Annotated in this window: 25 protein-coding genes and 1 other RNA gene; 10 read left to right on the top strand and 16 right to left on the bottom strand. The window is 68.7% G+C overall.

The window, feature by feature from the left end:
* Nucleotides 1-67: 67 nt before the first annotated feature.
* Nucleotides 68-874, top strand: a complete 807-nt coding sequence (locus tag EPD82_RS00650) for a symmetrical bis(5'-nucleosyl)-tetraphosphatase (RefSeq protein WP_055422599.1) — start codon at nt 68-70, stop codon at nt 872-874.
* 4 nt (nt 875-878) lie between these two features.
* Here EPD82_RS00650 and EPD82_RS00645 read toward each other — a convergent pair whose 3' ends face one another.
* The 5 genes from EPD82_RS00645 to EPD82_RS00625 all read right to left on the bottom strand — a co-directional run bounded on the left by EPD82_RS00645 (nt 879) and on the right by EPD82_RS00625 (nt 6,279).
* Nucleotides 879-2,531, bottom strand: a complete 1,653-nt coding sequence (locus EPD82_RS00645; protein ID WP_141054284.1) for a methyl-accepting chemotaxis protein — start codon at nt 2,529-2,531, stop codon at nt 879-881.
* A 13-nt stretch (nt 2,532-2,544) separates the two neighbouring features.
* A complete protein-coding gene (locus EPD82_RS00640; RefSeq protein ID WP_055422601.1) occupies nt 2,545-4,548 on the bottom strand; it encodes a PhoX family protein in 2,004 nt (667 codons plus the stop codon).
* 154 nt (nt 4,549-4,702) lie between these two features.
* A complete protein-coding gene (locus tag EPD82_RS00635) occupies nt 4,703-5,143 on the bottom strand; it encodes a type II toxin-antitoxin system VapC family toxin (protein ID WP_055422602.1) in 441 nt (146 codons plus the stop codon).
* Nucleotides 5,140-5,388 (bottom strand): hypothetical protein, encoded by a 249-nt coding sequence (locus EPD82_RS00630; protein ID WP_072247883.1) that lies wholly within the window; start codon nt 5,386-5,388, stop codon nt 5,140-5,142. Before EPD82_RS00630 ends, EPD82_RS00635 begins: the two co-directional genes overlap by 4 nt.
* Before the next feature lie 141 nt (nt 5,389-5,529).
* The gene (locus tag EPD82_RS00625; protein ID WP_055422604.1) at nt 5,530-6,279 is read right to left on the bottom strand and encodes a lysophospholipid acyltransferase family protein; all 750 of its coding nucleotides are present in this window, start codon (nt 6,277-6,279) and stop codon (nt 5,530-5,532) included.
* 231 nt (nt 6,280-6,510) lie between these two features.
* On the opposite strand from EPD82_RS00625, the gene EPD82_RS00620 reads away from it, so the two are divergent.
* Nucleotides 6,511-7,455 carry a carbohydrate kinase family protein gene (locus EPD82_RS00620; protein WP_055422605.1) on the top strand — a complete coding sequence of 315 codons (945 nt, stop codon included), beginning with the start codon at nt 6,511-6,513 and terminating at the stop codon, nt 7,453-7,455.
* 35 nt (nt 7,456-7,490) lie between these two features.
* Nucleotides 7,491-7,931: an outer membrane lipoprotein gene (locus EPD82_RS00615; protein ID WP_055422606.1), complete on the top strand. Its 441-nt coding sequence runs from the start codon at nt 7,491-7,493 to the stop codon at nt 7,929-7,931.
* Nucleotides 7,932-7,934: 3 nt separating this feature from the next.
* Here EPD82_RS00615 and EPD82_RS00610 read toward each other — a convergent pair whose 3' ends face one another.
* The 8 genes from EPD82_RS00610 to EPD82_RS00575 form a co-directional block, all read right to left on the bottom strand.
* The gene (locus EPD82_RS00610) at nt 7,935-8,852 is read right to left on the bottom strand and encodes a DUF3426 domain-containing protein (RefSeq protein WP_141054816.1); all 918 of its coding nucleotides are present in this window, start codon (nt 8,850-8,852) and stop codon (nt 7,935-7,937) included.
* Entirely contained in the window at nt 8,849-9,757 is a 909-nt protein-coding gene (gene prmA, locus EPD82_RS00605; RefSeq protein ID WP_055422608.1) for a 50S ribosomal protein L11 methyltransferase, read from the bottom strand. The genes EPD82_RS00610 and prmA overlap by 4 nt, the downstream gene beginning before the upstream one ends.
* Nucleotides 9,754-11,133, bottom strand: a complete 1,380-nt coding sequence (accC, locus tag EPD82_RS00600; RefSeq protein ID WP_141054281.1) for an acetyl-CoA carboxylase biotin carboxylase subunit — start codon at nt 11,131-11,133, stop codon at nt 9,754-9,756. Before accC ends, prmA begins: the two co-directional genes overlap by 4 nt.
* A gap of 16 nt (nt 11,134-11,149) precedes the next feature.
* Nucleotides 11,150-11,617, bottom strand: coding sequence for an acetyl-CoA carboxylase biotin carboxyl carrier protein (accB, locus tag EPD82_RS00595; protein ID WP_141054278.1), 468 nt, complete (start codon nt 11,615-11,617; stop codon nt 11,150-11,152).
* A 29-nt stretch (nt 11,618-11,646) separates the two neighbouring features.
* Nucleotides 11,647-12,132, bottom strand: a complete 486-nt coding sequence (gene aroQ / locus EPD82_RS00590; protein WP_055422611.1) for a type II 3-dehydroquinate dehydratase — start codon at nt 12,130-12,132, stop codon at nt 11,647-11,649.
* Between the two features lie 88 nt (nt 12,133-12,220).
* Nucleotides 12,221-12,634, bottom strand: coding sequence for an outer membrane lipoprotein (locus EPD82_RS00585; RefSeq protein WP_055422612.1), 414 nt, complete (start codon nt 12,632-12,634; stop codon nt 12,221-12,223).
* A 92-nt stretch (nt 12,635-12,726) separates the two neighbouring features.
* Nucleotides 12,727-13,308: a TlpA family protein disulfide reductase gene (locus tag EPD82_RS00580; protein ID WP_055422613.1), complete on the bottom strand. Its 582-nt coding sequence runs from the start codon at nt 13,306-13,308 to the stop codon at nt 12,727-12,729.
* On the bottom strand, nt 13,305-13,922 hold the full coding sequence (locus EPD82_RS00575; RefSeq protein WP_055422614.1) for a hypothetical protein: 618 nt from the start codon (nt 13,920-13,922) through the stop codon (nt 13,305-13,307). The genes EPD82_RS00580 and EPD82_RS00575 overlap by 4 nt, the downstream gene beginning before the upstream one ends.
* 74 nt (nt 13,923-13,996) lie before the next feature.
* On the opposite strand from EPD82_RS00575, the gene mpl reads away from it, so the two are divergent.
* From mpl to EPD82_RS00560, 3 genes are all read left to right on the top strand, one after another.
* Nucleotides 13,997-15,367, top strand: coding sequence for a UDP-N-acetylmuramate:L-alanyl-gamma-D-glutamyl-meso-diaminopimelate ligase (gene mpl / locus EPD82_RS00570; RefSeq protein WP_055422615.1), 1,371 nt, complete (start codon nt 13,997-13,999; stop codon nt 15,365-15,367).
* Nucleotides 15,364-15,996 (top strand): DNA-3-methyladenine glycosylase family protein, encoded by a 633-nt coding sequence (locus EPD82_RS00565; protein ID WP_198288958.1) that lies wholly within the window; start codon nt 15,364-15,366, stop codon nt 15,994-15,996. Before mpl ends, EPD82_RS00565 begins: the two co-directional genes overlap by 4 nt.
* A 106-nt stretch (nt 15,997-16,102) precedes the next feature.
* Nucleotides 16,103-17,110, top strand: a complete 1,008-nt coding sequence (locus EPD82_RS00560; protein ID WP_055422616.1) for a hypothetical protein — start codon at nt 16,103-16,105, stop codon at nt 17,108-17,110.
* Between the two features lies 1 nt (nt 17,111).
* Here EPD82_RS00560 and EPD82_RS00555 read toward each other — a convergent pair whose 3' ends face one another.
* Genes EPD82_RS00555 through EPD82_RS00545 form a run of 3 tightly spaced genes read right to left on the bottom strand, consistent with a single transcriptional unit; the run spans nt 17,112 to nt 18,759 of the window.
* Nucleotides 17,112-17,771, bottom strand: coding sequence for a BON domain-containing protein (locus EPD82_RS00555; RefSeq protein WP_055422617.1), 660 nt, complete (start codon nt 17,769-17,771; stop codon nt 17,112-17,114).
* Entirely contained in the window at nt 17,768-18,319 is a 552-nt protein-coding gene (locus EPD82_RS00550) for a phosphoheptose isomerase family protein (RefSeq protein ID WP_055422618.1), read from the bottom strand. The genes EPD82_RS00555 and EPD82_RS00550 overlap by 4 nt, the downstream gene beginning before the upstream one ends.
* Before the next feature lie 26 nt (nt 18,320-18,345).
* Complete coding sequence (locus EPD82_RS00545) at nt 18,346-18,759, bottom strand: YraN family protein (RefSeq protein ID WP_055422619.1); 414 nt, start codon at nt 18,757-18,759, stop codon at nt 18,346-18,348.
* Nucleotides 18,760-18,770: 11 nt separating this feature from the next.
* Here EPD82_RS00545 and rsmI point away from each other — a divergent pair, with 11 nt between their 5' ends.
* The 4 genes from rsmI to rnpB all read left to right on the top strand — a co-directional run bounded on the left by rsmI (nt 18,771) and on the right by rnpB (nt 21,580).
* Nucleotides 18,771-19,655 (top strand): 16S rRNA (cytidine(1402)-2'-O)-methyltransferase, encoded by an 885-nt coding sequence (gene rsmI, locus EPD82_RS00540; RefSeq protein WP_141054274.1) that lies wholly within the window; start codon nt 18,771-18,773, stop codon nt 19,653-19,655.
* Nucleotides 19,656-19,665: 10 nt separating this feature from the next.
* Entirely contained in the window at nt 19,666-20,712 is a 1,047-nt protein-coding gene (gene pyrC / locus EPD82_RS00535; protein WP_055422621.1) for a dihydroorotase, read from the top strand.
* A 10-nt stretch (nt 20,713-20,722) separates the two neighbouring features.
* Entirely contained in the window at nt 20,723-21,142 is a 420-nt protein-coding gene (locus EPD82_RS00530) for a hypothetical protein (protein ID WP_055422622.1), read from the top strand.
* A gap of 36 nt (nt 21,143-21,178) precedes the next feature.
* Nucleotides 21,179-21,580: RNase P RNA component class A (gene rnpB / locus EPD82_RS00525), an RNA gene on the top strand.

The raw sequence follows: 21,580 nt of genomic DNA, 5'->3' as shown, positions 1-21,580 counted from the left end.
TGTTAGTTTAGCAAGTCCGGCGGCGGTGCGTCCAAGTGCCGGAAAAGAAAGGGAGAGAGGACGCGGGATGGCGACCTATGCGATCGGCGACGTGCAGGGCTGCTTCACGGCACTGCAGCGCCTGCTCGAGGTGATCGGGTTTACGCCCTCGCGTGACCGGCTGTGGCTGGTGGGCGATCTGGTCAATCGCGGCCCCCAGTCGCTGGAAGTGCTGCGTTTCGTGCGCTCCCTGCCGCCAGATTCGGTCGAGGTGGTGCTGGGCAACCACGATCTGTATCTCTTGATGCGGGCGGCGGGTTACCCCAAACGCGCGCGGGACGACACGCTGGATGCGGTGCTCGCGGCGCCGGATCGCGACGAACTGCTCGACTGGCTGCGTGCACGGCCGCTCCTGGTGGTGGACGAGGCGTTGGGCTACGCGATGGCGCATGCCGGAGTGAGCCCGGTGTGGTCGCTGGCCCAGGCAGCGGCGCGCGCACGCGAGGTGGAAGGGAAACTGCAGGGGGAACTCGGCTGGCTGCTGCGCTTGAAGGGCGACCGTCCCTCGCGCTGGCGCGACGATCTCTCCGGCATGGATCGCCTCCGCTACATCGTCAATGCGTTTACGCGCATGCGCTTCGTGTCGCTGCGTCAGGGGGCGCTGGAGCTGGAAGCGAAAGGGCCGCCGGAGCGGGCACCCAAAGGCACGGTGCCGTGGTTTCGTTGGCCGCGACGCGTCCCCCTGGGGTTGCAGGTAGTGTTCGGGCACTGGTCGGCGCTGGGGTTCTTCGCCGGCGACGGAGTGCTGGGAATCGATACGGGCTGCGTGTACGGCGGGCTCCTCACGGCGGTGCGGCTGGAGGATGCGGCGGTGTTCTCGGTACGGGGGCCGTGAGGATTCAGGCACGGAAGCGCTGCAGCAGCGCGGCGAGCGTCTGCGTGAGCCGGTCGAGCTCACCGGCCGCGTCCCGGCCTTGGCGCGCGAGCTCGGCTAGCGTCTCGGCGGTGCCGGCGACCTTGGCTACTTCCTGGGCGATCTGGCGGTTGACGCCGGCCTGCTCGTGCACGCCGTCGCGGATGGCGCGGGCCTGCTCGCCGATGTCGTCCATGGTGCGCTCGATGGCGTCGATCGCTTCCAGGGCTTCGTGCGCAGAGGCCAGCGTCTCCTGGATGGATTCCTCTCCTTGGGCCATGTCTGCCGCCATCTGCGTGACGCGAGTCTCGACGCGATGGATCGTACCGCCGATTTCGCCAGTGGCCTGCGCCGTGCGCTCGGAGAGCTTGCGCACTTCGTCGGCGACCACGGCAAAGCCACGGCCGTGTTCGCCGGCGCGGGCGGCTTCGATGGCGGCGTTCAGGGCGAGCAGATTGGTCTGCTCGGCCACCTCGCGAATGAGCTCGACCACGTGGCGAACCGACCTCATCTCGCCGTCGATGAGGCGCGCGTCCTCGGCGAGCGCATCGAGCCGCTGTGCGAGCGCTTCGGCCTTGTGGGTATGGGCGCGCACGCGCCCGGCCGCCGCCCGGCTGTGCTCGATGCCTTGGGCAACGCGCTCGGCCGCCTGCTGGGCATCGGTGGCGGTCTGATCCATGGCCGTGGAGAGCTCTTCGATGCCGGCGGCCATCTCCTGGGCGGATTCGGCCTGGTGGGCCGCCGTGCCGGCGGTGTGGCTGGCGCGTTCGCGTTCGGCGGCGACCGAGGCTTCCAGTTGCTGGGCCGCCTGGGCGAGCGTGGACACGAAACCGCGTAGCTGGGTGCGCATTTCTTTGAGAGCGGCGGCCAGCGAGCCGATCTCGTCGCGCCCGGCGTCGTCGAGCTCGTGGCGCAGGTCGAGCGCGGCCACGGCGCGGGCAAATTCGAGGACGGTGCGCATGCCGTGGCGCAGGCGGCGGGCGGAGAGGGTGGCGAGGGCGACGAGCAGCAGCGCTGCTCCTGCGAACAGGGCGGCGATGGCCAGGCGGTTGCGATCGGATCGCTCGGCGCTGCGTTCGAACGCGGCGCGGGTGCCGTCGCGCTCGAGCGCCATCAGCGCATCGAGCGCGGCGTGGACGTCGCGCAGCTGGGTCTCGATCTGCCCGATGAGCCCCCGTTGGGCGCGGCCCAGCCCGGCGAGATCGTCGCCATAGAGTTCGATGGTCTGGCGCGCGGTGTCCACCGCTTGGCGGAAACGGTGGGCGGATTCTTCCAGTTTGGCGAAGGCGGCGCGTTCGTCCTCGCCCATCGCGCGCTGCCCGAAGGTTGCGAGAATGGCGTCGGCCTGGGTGGCGGTGCGCTCGAGCGCTTGTGGGTCGAAGGAGGAGATTTTCTGGCTCGCGTCGGCGAAGACGCGATAGAGAAAACTCGCCTGCCGCTCGGTGAGCTGCTTGAGCTGGGCGAGATCGACCAAGGGGGCGACTTGGCCGCTGTAGGCGACACGCATCGTCTCGGTCTGCGCGGCGATGGTGTGATAGGCGAGCGCGATCACGAGCGAGAAGAGCCCGATCGCGATCGCGACCATCGTCCAGTAGCGCGCCTGCAGCGACAGGGAAAAGGAGCGAAGCGGGCGCGCCATCGATGCCTGGCCCTCAGCGCGCGGCGAAGACGGGCTCGCCGTTGGCGTGCTCGATCACCAGGGTGGCTGCGCGGGGTCGGCCGCCGCCCAGCTCATGGAACTGCGAATGGGGCCATTCGGAGAAGACCGTGGGATGGGCCGCGAGGAAGGTTGCGAGATCCTGCCCTGGCGGGATGCGCGGTGCCCGCGGGTGCCCTTCGGCCTCGCCGGGGTGCTGGACGTTGACGAACATGGTGCGCCCGTCGTTGCTCCAGGTGAGCCCCGTGATCTCGCAGCCCGAAGGCCCGACGAGGAAACGGCGGATGAGGCCGACGTTAGGGTCGGCCACCAGCATCTGGTTGTTGCCCATACCCTGGTAGGCGCCGGTATTGCTGTAGTTGCCGTCGGTGAGGATCCACAGACGGCCGGCGGCGTCGAACCCGAGCCCGTCGGGGGAGTTGAACATGTTCTCCGGCGTGATCGCGGCGGAGCCGGCGCGCGGATCCCCTTTGGGGTAGGCGAGCGGATTGCCTGCGAGCACGAAGAGATCCCAGGCGAATTCGTCGGCGCTCGGGTCGCCACCTGCTTCCTGCCAGCGCAGGATCTGGCCCCAGCGGTTCTCGGCGCGGGGGTTGGCGGCGTCGACTTCCCCGGGTTTGCGCTTGTCGTTGTTGGTGAGCGTGACGTAGACTTCGCCCGAGACGGGGTGGATGGCGACCCACTCGGGGCGGTCCATCCTGGTGGCGCCGACGATGTCGCCGGCGAGCCGCGCGTGGATGAGGACGTCTGCCTGCGTGGGGAGCCGCGCGTCGGCCGCGAGCAGCGGGTTGCGCGCCTTGTCGAGCAGAATCCACTGTCCGCGCAGACGGGTGCCGTCGGCGGCGGGGTCGGCGGTGAAGCGGGCGACGTAGAGATCGCCCGCATCGAGCAGATCGCGGTTGGCGGCAGGGTTGGCAGGATCGTAGCGGCCGTGGCTCACGAAGCGGTAGAGGTACTCGAAGCGCTCGTCGTCGCCCATATAGACCACGACGCGCCCATCCGGGGCGAGCGTGACCGCAGCGTTTTCATGCTTGAAGCGGCCAAGCGCCGTGCGTTTCTTGGGGGTGCTCTGCGGGTCGAAGGGATCGATCTCGACCACCCAGCCGAAGCGGTTGGGTTCGTTCGGTTCGCGGCGCAGGTCGAAACGCTCGATCACCTCGAACCAGCGGTAGCCGCCGTCCTTGCCGATGCCGTAGCGTTGGTGCAGCGGATCGCTGCTGCCGCCGCCGAAGTAGTTGTGGAAGTTTTCCTCGCAGGTGAGATAGGTGCCCCAGGGGGTGAAGCCGTTGGCGCAGTTGTTGAGCGTGCCGCGTACCCGGGTGCCGCTGGGGTCGGCCGAGGTGCGCAGCAGCGCATGTCCGGCGACCGGTCCGGTGAGCTCGATGGGGGTGTCGCCGGTGATGCGGCGGTTGTATCTCGACGGGATCACCGGACGCCAGAGGCTGCGCGCGTCGCGCTGCAGGTGGACGATGGATACGCCATGGGCGTTGATCGCCTTCATCGCCTTTTCGCGCGTCCAGGGCTCGGTGTATTCCTTCCCGAAGAGGTATTCATAGTTGGTGTATTCGTGGTTGAGCGCGAGCAGACCCTGCTCGAACCCATTGGGACCGAAAGGGAAAAAGTGCATGCCGTCGTGATTGTCGCCGATCTGTCGCGCCTGCTCTTCGGCGCTGGACGAGGCGTCGGGGCGCCAGTAGGCAGAGAAATCGATGAGCGGATCGCCCCAGGGCAGGATGGCGCGCACCACGTAGCCGTCCATGACGGTGACGCGATCGTCGCTGTGGGTAGGGATCGAGCGGGGGAAGGCGGCGAGCAAGGACGAGGACGCGGCAACCGGTTCATCGAGCGAGCGGGCGAGCGCCGCCGGCGAGGCGAAAAAGCCCAGGAACGCAGCCCCACCCGCACCTTGGAGCAGCCGGCGGCGGGCCTGGTCGATGACTTCGTCGAAGGTATTGCCGTGTACCTCGCGCGGTGCGGCGTTGTCTTTCATCGCTTTCATGGGGTGCCCCTCTAGGGCGGATCTCGGTGGCGAGAAGTCTAGAGGCGGTTTGTAACAGGCTGATGACAGGGTTGCTCGAGCACGCCTGCTGGACCTACGAAAGGCTCACCGCCGGGGACGTGAGCCGATTACTGGCCTTGTTCGGGGCGAGGGCTCATTGGGACGATCGTATGCGTAACGGGCTCATGCCCAGCAGTGTTGCGGCTTGCGTGAGCCGGGCATCGAAGCAGGCGAAACACAACTCATCGTTGCTGGCTTGCTGCACCGTCCGCGCGGCCGCCAACTGGACGCTGTCGTAGCCGCGTAGCGCAAACGCGTCGGCAAGAGTGCCGGCGAGCTCGACGAGCGGTTGCGTGACTTCGACGATGGCGTAGCTCGACCAATCGTCCCGCAGCCTGGCGCGCACGGTGTCGATGGCGACCGCATCGGCAGGACGCTCACGGAGGCGTCGCGCCAGCGCCGCCATGGCTTCGGCCCAAGCGATGCGCACGACGGCAACCAGCCGGGCCTGAGCAACGGCGGCAAGCATCGCTGCGCTGCCAACTTCCTCGACGTAGAGTTTGACCAGAGCAGAAGTGTCGCAGAAGAGGATCACCCCCGTCCCTCGATCACCCCTTGGCTGACGGGGGTGCCGCCAGAAGACAGCGTAACCGGCACCTTGGGTTGAGGTTTGCCCCCGTTCCACGAGAGCGTTCCTTCGGCCATCAGACGGCGCAATCCCTCATCGTCAATGACTTTGGTATTGACGGCGAGGCGAGGGTGTCCACGCGCCGCATCACGTTGCCGCAGACGCAAGAGGCGCAGCAGGGTGACTTTGATCTCGTGGATGGAACCATGCATGGCGAGCTTTCCAAGGAAGCGCATGGAGCGCATTATGCCCTGAAAGCCTGGGATCGGCGACACGAGGGGGAAGTGCAACGCCGCGTCTGTTCCGTTGCCCCGACTCGCCAAGCACGATCCGGGGGCGGAAGAGGGGGGGGATCACGCGAGGTCTTCTTGCACGCGCTCGCGGATCCAGGCTTCGAGGGCACGGCCGAGCGCCTTGCGGTCGATACCGTGGATGGAAAAGGGCAGGGAAACGTCGATGCGGGCACGCAGCCGCGGTTCGCTCACGATGCGCCATAGCGATTGCATGAGCGTCATCTGGCCGTAGAAGGCCGCGGCGGTGGTGCGTCGGCCGCTCGCGTCATAGTAGCGGATGGCCACGGCCTGAACCGGGGCGCCGGCGTCGATCGCTGGCTGCAGCAGCGCGGCGTGGAAGGGGTGCAGCGACAGGCCGTCGGTGGTGGTTCCCTCCGGAAAGAGGGCCACGCTCTGCCCTTGCCGCAGATGCGATACGAGCTCGCGGGCAAGTGCGGCCGCGTGGCCACGGCTGCCGCGCCGCAGGAAAATGGTTCCGTTGCGCGCCGCGAGCCAACCGATGAGCGGCCAGCGGCGCACTTCCGCCTTGGCGATGAAGGTGGCGTCGGTCTGCGACAGGACGACGAAGACGTCGATCCAGGAGACGTGATTGAGGGCGAGCAAGGCGCCGGCGGCGAATTCGCCGTGCCGCTCCACCTCGATGCCGCACAGGGCGAGGAGGCGTTGCGACCAGCGCCGCCGCAATAGGGCGCGGGTGGCGGCATCGGCGAAAGGAAAGCGCAGGACGATGGTGGCGAGCCCGGTGGCGAGATGCAGAGCGAGGAGGGCGAGGCGCAGCGCCCGGATCGGTCGGGGAACGGGACGGGGCATGGCGATCGGCGGTGCGAGTGGGTGACCGGCGCATGGTAGCGGATAAAGGGACGCCGCGGATGGGCTGCGCCGCGGCTGCGTGGCGGCGTCGTGCGGATTTCCGCCGGCCTCGCTCAGGGGGTGTGCATGAGGCGGTTTTTTTGGCGCCGCTCCCGGGTGGATTTACCGCCTGCATCCTCGTCGCTCCCGTATAATCGCCCTCTACTCGGCAAGGCGCTGAAGGGAGCGGCGATGGCGCGTATCGTGGTGTGCGGGTCGATGGCTTACGACACGATCATGGTGTTCGAGGATCGTTTCCGCGAGCACATTCTGCCGGACAAGATCCACATGCTGAACGTGGCCTTCACCGTACCCAGGCTGCGGCGCGAGTTCGGCGGCTGCGCCGGCAACATCGCCTACGGCTTGAAGCAACTGGGTTCCGAGCCGGTAATCGTCGCCACCGTGGGGGAGGACGCGCAGCCGTATTTCGACCGGCTCGGGGCGCTGGGGATCTCGCGTGAGGGGATCGCCGTGCTGCCGGGGGAATACACGGCGCAGGCCTTCATCACCACCGACCTCGACGACAACCAGATCACCGCCTTTCATCCGGGGGCGATGGCTTCGTCGCATCGCAATCCGGTGGCAGGAAAAATGAACGGGCAGTGGGCAATCGTGGCCCCCGATGGTCTCGAGGGGATGATCGCCCATTGTGCGGCGCTCGCCGAGGCTGGCATTCCTTTTGCCTTCGATCCGGGGCAGGCCCTGCCCCTTTTTTCCGGCAAGCAGTTGTTGCAGTGCCTGGAACCGGCACGGGTCTGCGCCGTCAATGATTACGAGGCGCAGCTCATGGAGGTGCGCACGGGTCTGTCGCTGGTGGCCTTGGCCGCGCGGGTCGAGGCCTTCGTCGTGACACGGGGGGCTTTGGGCGCCTGGGTCTTCGTCGAGGGAGAGCGCTTCGAGGTGCCGCCGGTGCGCCCCGATGCGGTGGTCGATCCGACCGGCTGTGGCGATGCCTTCCGCGCCGGCCTTCTCCATGCAGTCGCCTCGGGCAGCGACTGGATCCGGGCGGTGCGTCTGGGTGCCGTGCTCGGCGCAATCAAGATCGCCTCGCGCGGAGCGCAGAATTACACGCTGCGGCACGAGGACCTCGTGCGGCGCTATCAGGAGACCTATCAGGAGGAATGGCCATGGCAGTGAACGGGGAACGATCAGGGTTTGCGCGGGTAGCCGTGATGTCGTTGATGGGGGTGGCGGCGCTCGTGGCGGCCGGATGCGCCTCGGATCTCGGCGGCGGAACCTATAGCCGGGCGGAAGCGCGCCGGATGATGACCGTGCAGTACGGCGTGGTCGAAGCGGTGCGGCCGGTTCAGCTGGAGGGGACGAAGTCCCCCTTGGGGGCGGGAGCAGGAGCCATCGTCGGCGGGGTGGCGGGCAGCGGCGTCGGTGGCGGTCGCGGCGAGATCGTCGGGGCGACGGTGGGCGCGGTGGCCGGCGGCCTCGCGGGGGCCGCGCTGGAAGAGGCGGCGACGCGCAAGCCGGGTGTGGAGGTGACGGTCCGCCTCGAAAACGGACGGGTGATCGCCGTTGTGCAGGAAGATCAGGGCGAAGGTTTCCGCGTCGGCGAGCGGGTGCGCGTGGTCAACGACGCAGGCACGACGCGGGTGGCGCGCTGAGGCTCAGGGAGCGATCGGCCTGAGTTCATAGCCGACGATGCCGGCTTCGAAAGTTTCCAGGGCGAGGGTGCGTTCCACCCGTTCTCCGGGCGGGAAGTAGGGACCCGTCGCCCCCCATTCCTGCGGCGGGATGGGGCGGCGCAGGAGCGACCGGCCGATGGCATCGCTCAAAGTCAGTTCCAGCGTGGGCCAGGGTAAGGGGTAGGCGGCGCGGTTGCGCAGCGCAAACGTGAGCGTCCAGCGCCCTGGCGCGGGCTCGCGGATGAGCTCGGAATGCTCCAGCACGAGTTGTTGCAGGTCGACGGGCGGAGAGACGGTGCAGCCCAATTCCTGGCAGACCCGCTCCCAGTAGGAGAAGGTCTGCGGAAAGCGCTGGATCCATTCCTGGCGCCAGAGGTAGGCGACTTGGGCGAGCGCCGCGAGGAGCAGGAGCAGCACGGCGAGGAGTGCGAAGGGGGAGGGCCCTCGGGGTTGCCGCTCGAAGGGGAAGGTCGTGGGCACGAGCGGCGGTTCGCTCAGCAGCGGCTCGTCCGCGAAGCTCGAGCGCTGTACCGCATCTTCCTCGCGGCGTGCTTCGTGTGCGGACGAAGAGGGGGGCGGGGCGTCGGATACGCCTTCGGCCTGTTGGCGATTGCCGCTGGGAATGGCTTCCCAGGCGGGACTGAAGACGGTCGGCTGGTCGAGTTCGGGCAGCGTCGCCGCGTTGGTTTCGGGGGCGGGCGGCGCGGGGGTGTGCAGCAGGCGGTCGAAATCGAGCCGTTGGGCGGGTTCGGCTGCGGCATCGAGGGCATGGCGGGCGGTGTCGAACGGCTCGAGGCAGTGGCCGCAGCGTGCCCAGCCGCGGGAGCGCTCGAGCTTGGCCGGGTCGACGCGGAAGACGGTCTGGCAATGGGGGCAGCGGACGCGGCGCAGGGCGTTCATGCGGGGCGCATCCCTTCGAGGCGGATCCAGCCTTCGTCTTCGGCGCCCTCGGTGAGCGCGATCCACGGGGCGTAGGCGGCCACGACCTCCTCGGCTTGTTCGGCGAGGATGCCGGAGAGGGCGAGTTCCCCTCCGGGACGCACGGCCTGGGCGATGAGAGGGGCGAGCACGCACAGCGGCTTGGTGAGGATGTTGGCCACGACCCGGTCGAAGGTGCCGGGCGGCAGGTCGCGGGCGTGGTGCAGTTCCAGCGCCACGCCGTTGCGCTCGGCGTTGTAGCGGGCCGTCTCGAGCGCCTTGTCGTCGATGTCGACGCCAACCACGCGCGCCGCGCCCAGCTTGGCCGCCGCGATGCCAAGGATGCCGGAGCCGCAGCCGTAGTCGAGCACCGTGTCGCCCGGGCGCACGTGCGCGAGCAGCCAGCGCAGGCACAGGCGGGTGGTGGGGTGCGAGCCGGTGCCGAAGGCGAGTCCCGGATCGAGGGTGAGCGTGATCGCACTGGGATCGGGCGGTTCGTGCCAGGAGGGGACGATCCACAGCCGGCCGTCGATGGGGATGGGGTCGAACTGGCTCTGCGTGAGCCGCACCCAGTCGGCATCGGCGAGCGGTTCCACGGCGGGTTCGGGCACCTGGGCGAGCCCAATGCTGCGCGCGGCGGCCGCGAGGCTCGCGCGCCAGTCGGCTTCGGCCTCGAAGAGCGCGAGCACTACCGAGCGCTCCCACAGCCGCTCCGGGTGCAGCCCGGGTTCGCCGAACTGTGGCCGCTCGGCTGGCGTGCCGGCGTCGGCGTCCTCGATGCCGACCGAGAGCGCTCCATGGGTGAGCAAGGCTTCGGAGAGCCGCTCGGCGAGCTCGGCCGGGGCAGTGAGGCGGACGTTGAGCCAGCGCGGCTCGGCTGCGCTCATCGGCTGCGCTCCGCCGCGGTGCGCCGTGCTTCGAGCCATTGCTCGAGATAGTGGATCGAGACGCCACCCTCGCGAAAGGGGCCGTCGTTCATCAGCTCGAAGTGCAGCGGGGCGTTGGTGTGGATGCCGTCGATGACGAGCTCCTGCAGCGCGCCGCGCATCTTGGCGATCGCCCCTTCGCGCGTATCGGCGTGCGCGATCAGCTTACCGATGAGCGAATCGTAGTGCGGGGGCACGCGATAGCCGGTATAGACGTGCGAATCGACCCGAACACCGGGGCCGCCAGGCGGATGCCAGTGGGTGATGAGCCCCGGGCTGGGGGTGAATTTGTAGGGGTCCTCGGCGTTGATGCGGCATTCGATGGCGTGGCCGCGCAGGACGACGTCCTTTTGGCGGAACCAGAGTTTTTCGCCGGCGGCTACCCGGATCTGCGCCTGCACCAGGTCGATGCCGGTGATCATCTCGGTGACGGGGTGCTCGACCTGGATGCGGGTGTTCATCTCGATGAAGTAGAACTCCCCGTTCTCGTAGAGGAACTCGAAGGTGCCGGCACCGCGGTAGCCGATGCGTCGGCAGGCGTCGACGCAGCGCTCGCCGAGCGCGGCGATCTTCTTGCGGTCGATTCCTGGTGCAGGGGCCTCTTCCAGGATTTTCTGGTGGCGGCGCTGCATGGAGCAGTCGCGCTCGCCCAGCCACACGGCGTGGCCGTGTTCGTCGGCGAGTACCTGGATCTCGATGTGGCGCGGGCGTTCGAGGTATTTTTCGAGATAGACGGTAGGGTTGCCGAAGGCCGCCTGGGCCTCGGTGCGCGTCATGGCCACGGCGTTGAGGAGCGCCGCTTCGGTGTGCACCACGCGCATGCCGCGTCCGCCGCCGCCGCCGGCCGCCTTGATGATGACGGGGTAGCCGATACGCCGCGCGAGCGCAAGGATGGTATCGGGGTCTTCCGGGAGCGCTCCGTCGGAGCCGGGTACGCAAGGTACGCCGGCTTCTTTCATCGCCGCCTTGGCGCTCACCTTGTCGCCCATCAGGCGAATGGTCTCGGGCCGCGGACCGATGAAGACGAAGCCGGAAGCCTCGACCCGCTGGGCGAAATCGGCGTTTTCCGAGAGAAAACCGTAGCCGGGATGGATCGCCTCGGCGTCGGTCACCTCGGCCGCGGCGATGATGGCCGGGATGTTGAGGTAGCTCTGGGCCGAAGGGGCCGGACCGATGCAGACGGACTCGTCGGCGAGCAGCACGTTCTTCGCTTCGCGGTCGGCCTCGGAGTGCACGGCCACGGTGCGGATGCCCAGTTCGCGGCAGGCGCGCAGGACGCGCAGCGCGATCTCGCCGCGGTTGGCGATCAGCACTTTCTTGAAAGGAGGAGCTTGCATATCGGGGAGAAATCCTTTACGAGATCACGAAGAGGGGCTGACCGTATTCGACCGGTTCGCCGTTTTCCACCAGGATGGCGGTGACGGTGCCGGCGACGTCGGATTCGATCTCGTTCATGAGCTTCATCGCCTCGATGATGCACAGGCGGTCGCCCGGCTTGACTTTGCTTCCCACTTCGACGAAGGGCGGCGCGGTGGGCGAGGGGGCGCGGTAGAAGGTGCCGACCATGGGGGATTTGACGATGTGCCCCGCGGGCAGTGCCGATTCGGCAGAAGGGGCCGGCTCGGTGGGGGCGGCGACGGCCTGCGGGGCCACCGGCACGGGGGAGGCGACGACCGTAGGGCCGGCAGGCGCGGGCATGGTGAAGTTGGTGGGCGGGTGCTTGGCGATGCGCACCTTTTCTTCGCCTTCGGTGATTTCGAGTTCGGCGATGCCCGATTCTTGTACGAGGTCGATGAGTTTCTTGATTTTGCGCAGGTCCATGGAGTTTCCGCGTCGAAGAGGGTGGGAGGTCAGTCGGCGGCGTTCAGCGCACGCAAGGCGTATTCGAGCGCCGCCTCGTAGCCGTAGGCGCCCAGGCCGCAGAGGACGCCGACGGCCTGGTCGGAGAGGTAGGAGTGATGCCGGAAGGGCTCTCTGGCGTGGATGTTGGAGAGATGGACTTCGATGAAAGGGATGCTCACGGCGGCGAGCGCATCGCGCAGCGCCACGCTGGTATGGGTGTAGGCGCCAGGGTTGATGAGGATGAAGTCTACGCCTTCTTCCATCGCCGCCTGGATGCGGTCGACGAGCTCGCCTTCGTGGTTGCTTTGAAAGGATTCGAGGCGGGCACCGGCGGCCTGCGCCCGCGCTTCGAGCCGGGCGTGGATGTCGGAGAGCGTGGTGCGGCCGTAGATTTGAGGCTCGCGCACGCCGAGCAGATTGAGATTGGGGCCGTGAAGGACGAGAATGCGCGGCACCGAGCGTTCGTCGGTGCCGGGGCCGGAAGGATCTTGCATCGTGCCCGCTCCGGGTTTCGTGATCGAAACCCGAAGTTTGCCGCAAATCGCCGACAAAATCTACCGGCGGGCACGCGCAGGATGCGGCTCAGCGCGGCACGACGGTATCGCCGAGGACGCGAACTTTTTGGCCGGCGCGAACGGTGGGGGTCTTGTCGGTACGTACCGAACGGTAGGTTCCATCGTCCATGCGCACGACGATCTCGTATTCCTCGTCGGAACGCAGGCGGCGCTCGATTTCGCGGCCGGCGAGCGCACCGCCGACCACGCCAATGACGGTGGCCGCCGTCTTGCCCGAGCCGGAGCCGATCTGGCTACCCACGAGGCCACCGGCGACACCGCCGCCGATCGCGCCGAGCACGCCCGGTGAGTCGCGCTTGACGACGTGGATCGAATCGACGACACCGCACTCGGGGCACGAGACCGTCCCCTGGGCCTGGGCGAGGCTCACGCCAAAGCACAGGAAGAACAACAGACAAAGATGCCGCAACGAGAGGGACATGGCAGTCTCCAAGGAAAAGGTGTCTTTGTTCATCATAGCACGCGCCCGGGCAAGGCGTTGGATGAGAAGGTGCAACGGGAAATTGCTGGAAATCAGCGGGACGCGGCGTCGTCCGTGAGGGCAGCGTGGATCCAGCCGTCGAGCTTGGCGCGGGTCACGGGTCCGACCTGGGCGGCGACCTGTTCCTCGTGGGGGTCGATCACCAGGGTGAAGGGAAGGACCCGGCGGCGGTTGCCCAGGGGGACGGTGAGATCGAGGAGCGCGGGCGGGGCGAGGAGGACGGGATAGGGCAAGGGGGTGCGTTCGAGATAGCGGCGCACGGCCTCTTTGTCGTCGAGCGCGAGGCCGAGGAATTGTACTTTTTCTTCCGGCCACGCCTGGCTCGCGGCGGCGAGCAGCGGCAGCTCGGCGCGGCAGGGAGGACACCACGTGGCCCAGAAATTGACGATGCGCACGCGCTCGCGCCAGTCGGTGGCGATGCGCCTGGGGGTTCCGTCGGGCTCTTGCAGCTTGGCATAGATGAGGCGGGAGAGCGCCGCATGCGCCGCCGGGTCGCCCTGGGGGCGGGCGAGCCACAAGAGCGCGCCGCCCAGACCCAAGGCAGCGAGGGCGGCGAGCAGCCGCCGGCGTCGTAGGAATGGGGAGGATGCCTCTTCCTGGTCGGCGGAGGTCATCGCGCGGGCTCGGCCGGAGAAAGAGAGGCGGGCGGTTCGAGCAGGGCAAGGACGGCCGGCAGCCGCGCCCGGTGTTCGCTGCGCTTGAGGTTGCGCTCGCTCGACAGGGGCCAGATGCGCAGGCTCACCGGCACGCCGTGCCAGTCGAACTCGAAGACCGTTTCGGGTTCTTTGGCGCCACCGGCGCGCGGCGTGTGGACGTCGAAACGCAGCCAGGGGTGGTTGAGCAGGAAGATCTCGACTTCCTTGGCGCTCTCGGCGTAGAGGTCGATGTCGACGACCGACAGCGGCCCGGCGGTGCCCTCGAGCACGTGGCCCACGAGGTAGGTGCTCCAGGGCTCGAGCCAGCGCATCACTTCGGCCGCAGCGCGGCGCATGCGCCCGAGCCGCTCGGCGTCGTCCTCGTCCTGGTATTCGGCGGCGCGGCGCGCGAGCGCTTCTTCGATCGCTTCGTTGGTGGGCAGCATGGTGCGCGGCGACAACCCGAGCTGCTTGACGGCCTTGCGCTTGGCGAGCGCATAGTCTCGTATGCCTTCGTCGTAGATGAGCCGCGCGGCAAGCTCGGCGATCTCTTCGCGGGCGTCGAGCGACTCGAAGGTGCGGCTGCTGGGCATGGGCGTTCCACGGGTTGTGCAGGATCGTGGGGCATTTTACCATCGGCGTTTTTCCGCTCGAGGGGTAAGAGGCGATGCGCATCCATGTGCTGGGGATCGGTGGCACCTTCATGGGAAGCCTCGCGCTTTTGGCGCGGCAGGCCGGGCACGAGGTCAGCGGCTGTGACGCGAATGTGTATCCGCCCATGTCCGAGCTGCTCGAGGCCGAGAGGATCGATTGGATCGAGGGCTACGGGGCGGAGCAGGCGGATCTGCCGGTCGATGTCTTCGTGGTGGGCAATGCCATCTCGCGCGGCAACCCGTTGCTCGAGGAGATCCTCGACCGGGGGCTGCCCTACGTCTCCGGGCCGCAGTGGCTGGCCGAGCACATCCTGCCCGGCCGGTGGACGCTGGCGGTGGCAGGAACGCACGGCAAGACGACCACGAGTTCGATGCTCGCCTGGATTCTCGAGGCGAACGGGCTCGCTCCGGGTTTTCTCATCGGTGGAGTGCCGGGAAATTTCGCGCGTTCGTCGCAACTGGGGGCGGGGCCGTTCTTCGTGATCGAGGCCGACGAGTACGACACGGCCTTCTGCGACAAGCGGGCGAAATTCGTGCACTATCGGCCGCGCACGGCGATTCTCAACAACCTGGAGTTCGACCACGCGGACATCTACCCCGATCTGGCTGCGATCGAGACGCAGTTCCACCATCTGGTGCGCACGATGCCGCGCTCGGGGCGCATCGTGGCGCTCGCCGGCGAAGCGGCACTCGAACGGGTGCTCGCCCGCGGCTGCTGGTCGCAGGTGGAGCGCTTCGGGCTGGTGCCGGGTCCGGATGCGGAATGGACGGTGGCGGTCGCGGAAGACGGCGCTTCGGCCGAGTTTTTCTGCGAGGGGCGCCCGCTGGGCGAGATCGCACTGCCGGTGCCGGGGCGGCACAACGCCCTCGATGCGCTCGCGGCGCTCTCCGCGGCGCGCCACGTCGGGGTGCGTCCGCAGGATGGGCTCGCGGCGCTGGCCGAATTCCGCGGCGTGCGTCGGCGGCTGGAGCGGCGCGGGGTCGTGGCCGGCGTGGCGGTCTATGACGATTTCGCCCATCATCCGACGGCGATCCGCGAGACGATCGCCGCGCTGCGTCCGCGCGTGCCGGGGCGCTTGATCGCGGTCTTCGAGCCGCGTTCGAACACGATGAAACTGGGCGTGATGCGCGCCGCCTTGCCCGAGGCGCTCGCCGGAGCGGATCGGGTGCATTGCTACGCCAGGGGTCTGAGCTGGGATGCGCGCGAGGCGCTGGCCCCGCTCGGGGTGCGGGCGACGGTGGGCGAGGAGATCGAGGCGTTCGTGGCCGGAATCGTCGCGCAGGCGCGCCCGGGCGATGCGATCCTCGTGATGAGCAACGGCAGTTTCGAGGGCATCCACGAGCGGCTGCTCACGGCGCTCGCCGCACGCGAGGGAGGATCATGAGCGAAGGGGGGATGGCTCCCGAGTGGTGGGAAGAAGCCTGTGCGGCGCTGGGGGCGCGCGACGCCTTGCTCGCGACGCTGATCGCGCGGTCAAGGCCGCCCGCCGTGGCGCCCTCCGGCGATGCATTCGCCACGCTCGCCCGGGCGATCGTCGGGCAGCAGCTGTCGGTGCAGGCGGCGCGCCGGGTGTGGGAGCGGCTCGAAGGAGGACTCGGGGCGATCTCACCGCAGACCGTGCTCCAGGCGGGGGCGGCGCGCCTGCGCGAGGCGGGCCTGTCCGGCGCCAAGGCGTCCTGGCTCGTCGATCTGGCGGAGCATTTCATCGCCGGGCGGCTCGATCCCCGGCGCTGGCGGGAGATGGGCGACGAGGAGATCCTGCGCACGCTGCTCGCCGTGCGTGGCATCGGTCGCTGGACGGCGGAGATGTTCCTCATCTTCCATCTGTGGCGGCCGGACGTGTGGCCGATCGACGACCTGGGTCTGCGCCGGGCGCTCGTGCGCCATGCGGGGCTGCCGCAGAAGGCGCCGCGGCGGGTGTGGCTCGAAGCCGGCGAGCGCTGGCGCCCGTGGCGCACGGCGGCGACGTGGTATCTCTGGCGCAGCCTGGAGGCGGAGATCGTGGTGTACTGAGCGGGTCCGCGGCAGGGGGCTTGAACTGGCACACAACCCTTTATGGCCTCAAGTTTTTTTGGCATTTGCCGTAAACACACCCAAGACGTTCCGGGGGAGAGGGGCCATGAAGATCGTGGATTCACGGGTGGCGATGGAATCGCAGTCTGCGTCGTGGCAACGGCAAGAGGCGTCGCTACGCCTGACGGGGCGGAAGGAGGGGGCGAGCGGAAGCAGGGATGAGGCCGCCGCGCGGCTGCAGGAGGCGGGGCGGCAGATGCAGACTTCCGCCGCGATTCCGACCGAGCCGGTGCAGGAGGAGGGGGATTTGTCCCCGTCTTTACAGGTGTTGAAACGCCTGCTCGAGTGGGCTCTGGGGCGTTCGATCGATCTGGTCGAAGTCCGTCAGATCGAGACGCCATCGGCGGAAGTGCCGGCGGCCGCTCGCGTGCCCGAAGATTCCGCCAGTAGTTCAGCCAGCAGCGGCACCGGCTTGGGCGGGACGCTGACGGTGCGTACCCTGACGGTGGAGCAGCTCTCCTTCTCGGCGAGTGGCCGCGTGCAGACGGCCGACGGGCGCAGCATCGAGTTTTCTCTGGGCTTGGCGCTCACGCGCGCCACCGCCACCGAGGTGCGGGCGGCGTTCGGTGCGGAGGCGCAAGATCCGCTGGTGCTCGATTTCGCCGACACGGAGGCGGAATTGCGCGACTTCGGCTTTCGCTTCGATCTGCACGGCGACGGCTCGGAGGTGAATCTGCCGCTGCCGACGAGCGGCAAGGGGTTCCTCGTGTTCGATCGCGATGGCAATGGCCGCGTCGATGACGGACGGGAGCTCTTCGGTCCGAGCACCGGCGACGGCTTCGGCGAACTCGCTGCGCTCGATACCGACGGCAACGGCTGGATCGACGAGAGCGACCCGGCGTGGTCGCAGCTCTACGTCTGGCATCCGTATCGTCGCGATGCCTTGATCGCGCTGCCCGAGGCGGACGTCGGCGCGATCGGCCTGGCGCGGGCGGCGACGCCGCTGACGGTGACCGACGGCAGCCAGGCTCTGGGGATGCTGCGCAGCACGGGAATCTATCTGCGCGAGTCGGGCAGCGTCGGCACCGTCTCGCACCTCGACGTGAAAGCCTGAATCAGGGGTTGCCTTTCGGCGTATCCTTGGGTTCGGCGCCTTGGCGGTCGAGCCGGCGGGCTTCTTCTTCGGGGATGTATTCGAAGACGCGCACGACCTTGCGCACGCCGCTGGTGGTGCGGGCGATCTGGGTGGCGGCGTCGGCCTCGCGCCGGGTGACGAGCCCCATGAGGTAGACGACGCCGTTCTCGGTGACGACCTTGACATGGTTGGCGGCGAAGGCGCCGTTGCTCTGGTTGACGAAGCGGGCCTTGACCTGCGCCGTGATGCTCGAATCGCTCGCGCGCGAGCCGAGCGAGGTGGGGTTGGCGATCTGGATTTCGTTGACCACGTCGCGCACGTTGTCGGTCTCGCGGGCGAGCTGCTCGGCCAGCGCCTTGTCTTCCTCACGCGGGGCTTCGCCCGTGAGCAGCACGATGCGGTTGTAGGAAGTGACGTTGATGTGGACGCGATCGCCCAGGCGCTGGGCGATCTTGTCGCCGACTTTCCATTCGATCGCCTCGTCGTCGACCATGGCGCCGCTGGTGCGCCGGTCGGAGGCGACCGAGGCGGTTACCGCCGCGCCGCCCGCCATGATGGGAAAACAGCCGGCAAGCGGCAGCGCCGTCGCGGCAGCGATCGCGAACAGGACGAGGGTGGAACGCAGAGGGGTGCGGGTCATGCGAAATCTCCGAGGAGAACGGCGTCGAGGGCTTCGACGAGAAGATCGAGCGTGAAGAGCATGAGTTCGCCGTGGCGCGACGGCGGCAGTTCCGGCAGCTCCAGCGGGACGTCGCTGCCGGCGAGTTCGGCGAACCATGTGCCCGCGGGGTCGGTGCCGAGCGCGACCAGGGCGATGCCGTTTTCGTGGGCGGCCTCGCGCAGCGCCGTGGCGGTCGGATTCGGACGGGCGAAGAGCAAGACGAGCGTATCGCCCGGCTGCGCCAGCGCCGTGAAGGGGCGAAGCACGTCCTCTCCTTCGCCTTCGAGCCGCAGTGCCGCCACCGGCGGGCGCTCGCGGTCGAGCCCATGCCACAGGCGCTGCACGAAGAGCTCGGCGAGCGCCCGTTCCGGCCCCTCGGCCCAGACGAGGATGCGGCCGCTCTGCAGCAGGCTCTGCGCGAGAATCTCGGCGGCCGCGGCGCAGGGGGCGGCGAGCGCCGGTGCCGTCTCCTGCAAGAGGGCGGCCTGGAAGAGGAAGGGCTCGGTGAGGTGTTCGATCAGATCCATCGATTTAGTCTAACATGGCGTGTCGCTCACCATGCCGCGCCGAGGTCGAAGGCGCCTTGGATCCACTCGGGGATCTGCGCTTCGCCGTCGAAGGCGAGCACGTCGAAGCGGCAGGGGCGGTCCATATGGTGTCGCCCTGCGGGACCGTTGAGCCAGTAGCGGGCGGCGGCGAGGATGCGCCGCTGTTTTGCGGCAGTGACGCTCTCGGCGGCGCCGCCGTAGTCGCTGCGCCGGCGGTGGCGGACTTCGAAGAAGACGAGCGTGCCGTGGTGCAGGCCGATGAGGTCGATCTCCCCGCGGCGGCTGGCGGCGTTGCGCGCGAGCAGGCGCACGCCTTGGCGTTCGATCCAGGCGGCGGCGAGCGCCTCGTACGCGGTGCCGACGGCGCGGGCGCTTGTGGCGGGGGCGGGATTGGGCGCAAAATCGGGTTTTCGTGTCATGGGCGGGAGCGATGGATCCGGAAGTGATCGCGCAGGGGGCGTGGCGTCAGGCCGCGCCGGCGCTCTACGTGGTGGCTACCCCTTTGGGGAATCTGGCCGATCTGAGTCCGCGGGCGCGCGCGGTACTTGCTGGGGTCGATTGTATCGCGGCCGAGGACACGCGCCACAGCCAGCGGCTGCTCGATGCCTGGGGCATCCGCACGCCGATGCTGCCGGCGCACGAGCACAACGAGCAGGCCGCGGCGCAGGCGATCGTGGCGCGGCTTTCTCGTGGCGAACACGTGGCGCTGATTTCCGATGCGGGCACGCCCGGCATCTGCGATCCGGGCGCGCGCATCGTCGCCGCCGTGCGCGCGGCCGGCTTCGCGGCGGTGCCGGTGCCGGGGCCGAGCGCCGTGATCGCGGCGCTGTCGGTGGCCGGTTTCGTCGAGCCGGGGTTTCGTTTCATCGGGTTTCTGCCGCCGAAGCAGGCGGCGCGGCGCAAGCTCCTGGCTTCGCTCGCGGCCGAGGAAGTGCCGGTGGCGTGCTACGAGGCGCCGCACCGGGTGCGCGAGAGCGTGGCCGACATGCTGGAGGTGCTGGGCGGGACGCGCGAACTCTTCCTTGCGCGCGAGCTCACCAAGCGCTTCGAGGAAACGGTGCGCCTGCCACTTGCGCAGATGCCTGCTTGGCTCGAGGAGCGCCCCGAGCGCACGCGCGGCGAGTTCGTCCTCATTCTGGGTCCGGGAGAGGCGCAGGCCGCGCGCGAGGACGAGGGGCGGAGGGTGCTCGCGCGCCTGACGCAGGCCGGGGTGCCGTTCGGCGAGGCGGTGCGGCTGGCGGCGGAATTGACTGGCGCGTCCAAGAACCGGCTTTACGCCCAAGGGCTCGCCAGAGGGCGGGAAGATGAGGATTGAAGGAGCAGGAATGGATCGGATCGAGTTGTTGCGTCCCGCCGACTGGCACCTGCATGTGCGGCAGGGCGAAGCGATGCGCGCGGTGGTGCCGGCGAGCGCGGCGGTGTTCGCTCAGGCGCTCGTCATGCCAAATCTCAAGCCGCCGGTGACGACGACCGCCGCGGCGCTTGCCTACCGCGAGGAGATCCTGGCGGCGGCGCGGGCGGCCGGAGGGCGGGCGGCATCCTTCGTGCCGTGGATGACGCTCTATCTCACCGAGGCGACGGCGCCGCAGGAGATCGACCGGGCGGTGGACAGTGGGGCGGTGCTCGCGGCCAAGCTCTATCCGGCCGGGGCGACCACGAACTCCGATGCCGGCGTGCGCCGCATCGAGCGAATCTATCCCGTGCTCGAGCGGATGCAGCAGCGCGGCCTGGTGCTGTGCGTACATGGCGAAGTGGTCGATCCAGAAGTGGACATCTTCGATCGCGAGGCGGTGTTCGTCGAAGGGGTGCTCGCGCCGCTGGTGGCGCGTTTCCCCGGCTTGAAAGTGGTGCTGGAGCACGTGACGACCGCCGAAGGGGTGGCCTTCGTGCGCGAGGCGCCCGAGACGGTGGCCGCCACCCTCACCGCGCATCATCTGCGCTACGAGCGCAACGCCATGCTCGCCGGCGGCATCCGGCCGCATTTCTACTGCCTGCCGATCCTCAAGCGCGAGCGCCACCGCCGGGCGCTGGTGGAAGCGGCCACGAGCGGTTCGCCCAAATTCTTCCTCGGCACCGACTCGGCGCCGCATCCGCGCGGGGCGAAGGAATCGGCCTGCGGCTGTGCCGGCTGTTACACCGCGCCGCTCGCGCTGCCGCTCTACGCCGAGGTGTTCGAGGCGGCCGGCGCCCTCGATCGGCTGGAAGGGTTCGCCTCGCGCTTCGGCGCCCGCTTCTACGGCGTGGCGGAGAGCACGGAGCGCATCGCTCTGGTGCGGCGGCCGTGGACGGTGCCGGCAGCAGTACCCTTGGGCGAGGGCGAGGAGGTGGTGCCTCTGCGCGCCGGCGAGACGATGGGCTGGGTGGTTGAGTGAGGAGAGGGCGATGCGCTGGAGGAGAGGGGCGATCGCGGCGCTATGCGCCTTGGGCTTGGCCGCTTGCGAGGATGCGGCGATCAGTTACCGCATCGAGGGGATGAATCATGCTCTGGTGCTCGAGCGCCAGCAGTCCTTCCCCTGGAGCGAGGTGAAGCAGGCGGTGGTCGTCTCGCGTCTGCCGAAGTGTCAGCGAAAGTATCCGATCGAATCCGATCGCGCCGAGATGACGCCGATGAAGGTTTATGAGGCGGGAGACCTGCTGTGGGCGCTCGAGCAGGACGGGCGCTGGTACCTCGCCTCGACCGAGGATTGCCGCCTGCAACCTTGGGACAAGCCCGACCCGCAGGCACTGGGGCCTGTGGTGGGGACTTTTCTGCACCGTGATGGCGTCCTCGTCTTCGAGCCGGCGCCCAAATCTGCCCCATAAGGAACTTCCGCCGCGCCGTGCGGTATCATGTAGCGGGAAGTCCGCCCGGCAGTCGCTGCGCGCCGCAAGGCGCGGAGAGGAAAGTCCGGGCTCCACAGAGCAGGATGCCGGCTAACGGCCGGGCGCCGCGAGGCGACGGAAAGTGCCACAGAGAACAGACCGCCGATGGCCCGCGAGGGCTCAGGCAAGGGTGAAACGGTGGCCGGGGAGACCCGGCGCGGGGGCGATCCCTGCGGGTAAGAGCCCACCGCGTCTCCGGTAACGGAGGCGGCACGGTAAACCCCATCCGGAGCAAGGCCGAATAGGGGAGCGATGGCGTGGCTCGCGCCGCTCCCGGGTTGGCCGCTCGAGCCCGTCGGCAACGGCGGGCCTAGAGGAATGACTGCCCCGCATCGCACGATGCGCGACAGAACCCGGCTTAAGCGGCGGGCTTCTCTT

Source organism: Tepidiphilus succinatimandens (genome assembly GCF_006503695.1).
GTDB classification, from domain to species: domain Bacteria; phylum Pseudomonadota; class Gammaproteobacteria; order Burkholderiales; family Rhodocyclaceae; genus Tepidiphilus; species Tepidiphilus succinatimandens.
Note: the sequence above shows the minus strand (reverse complement) of the source record. Positions and strands in the feature narration are given on the sequence as shown.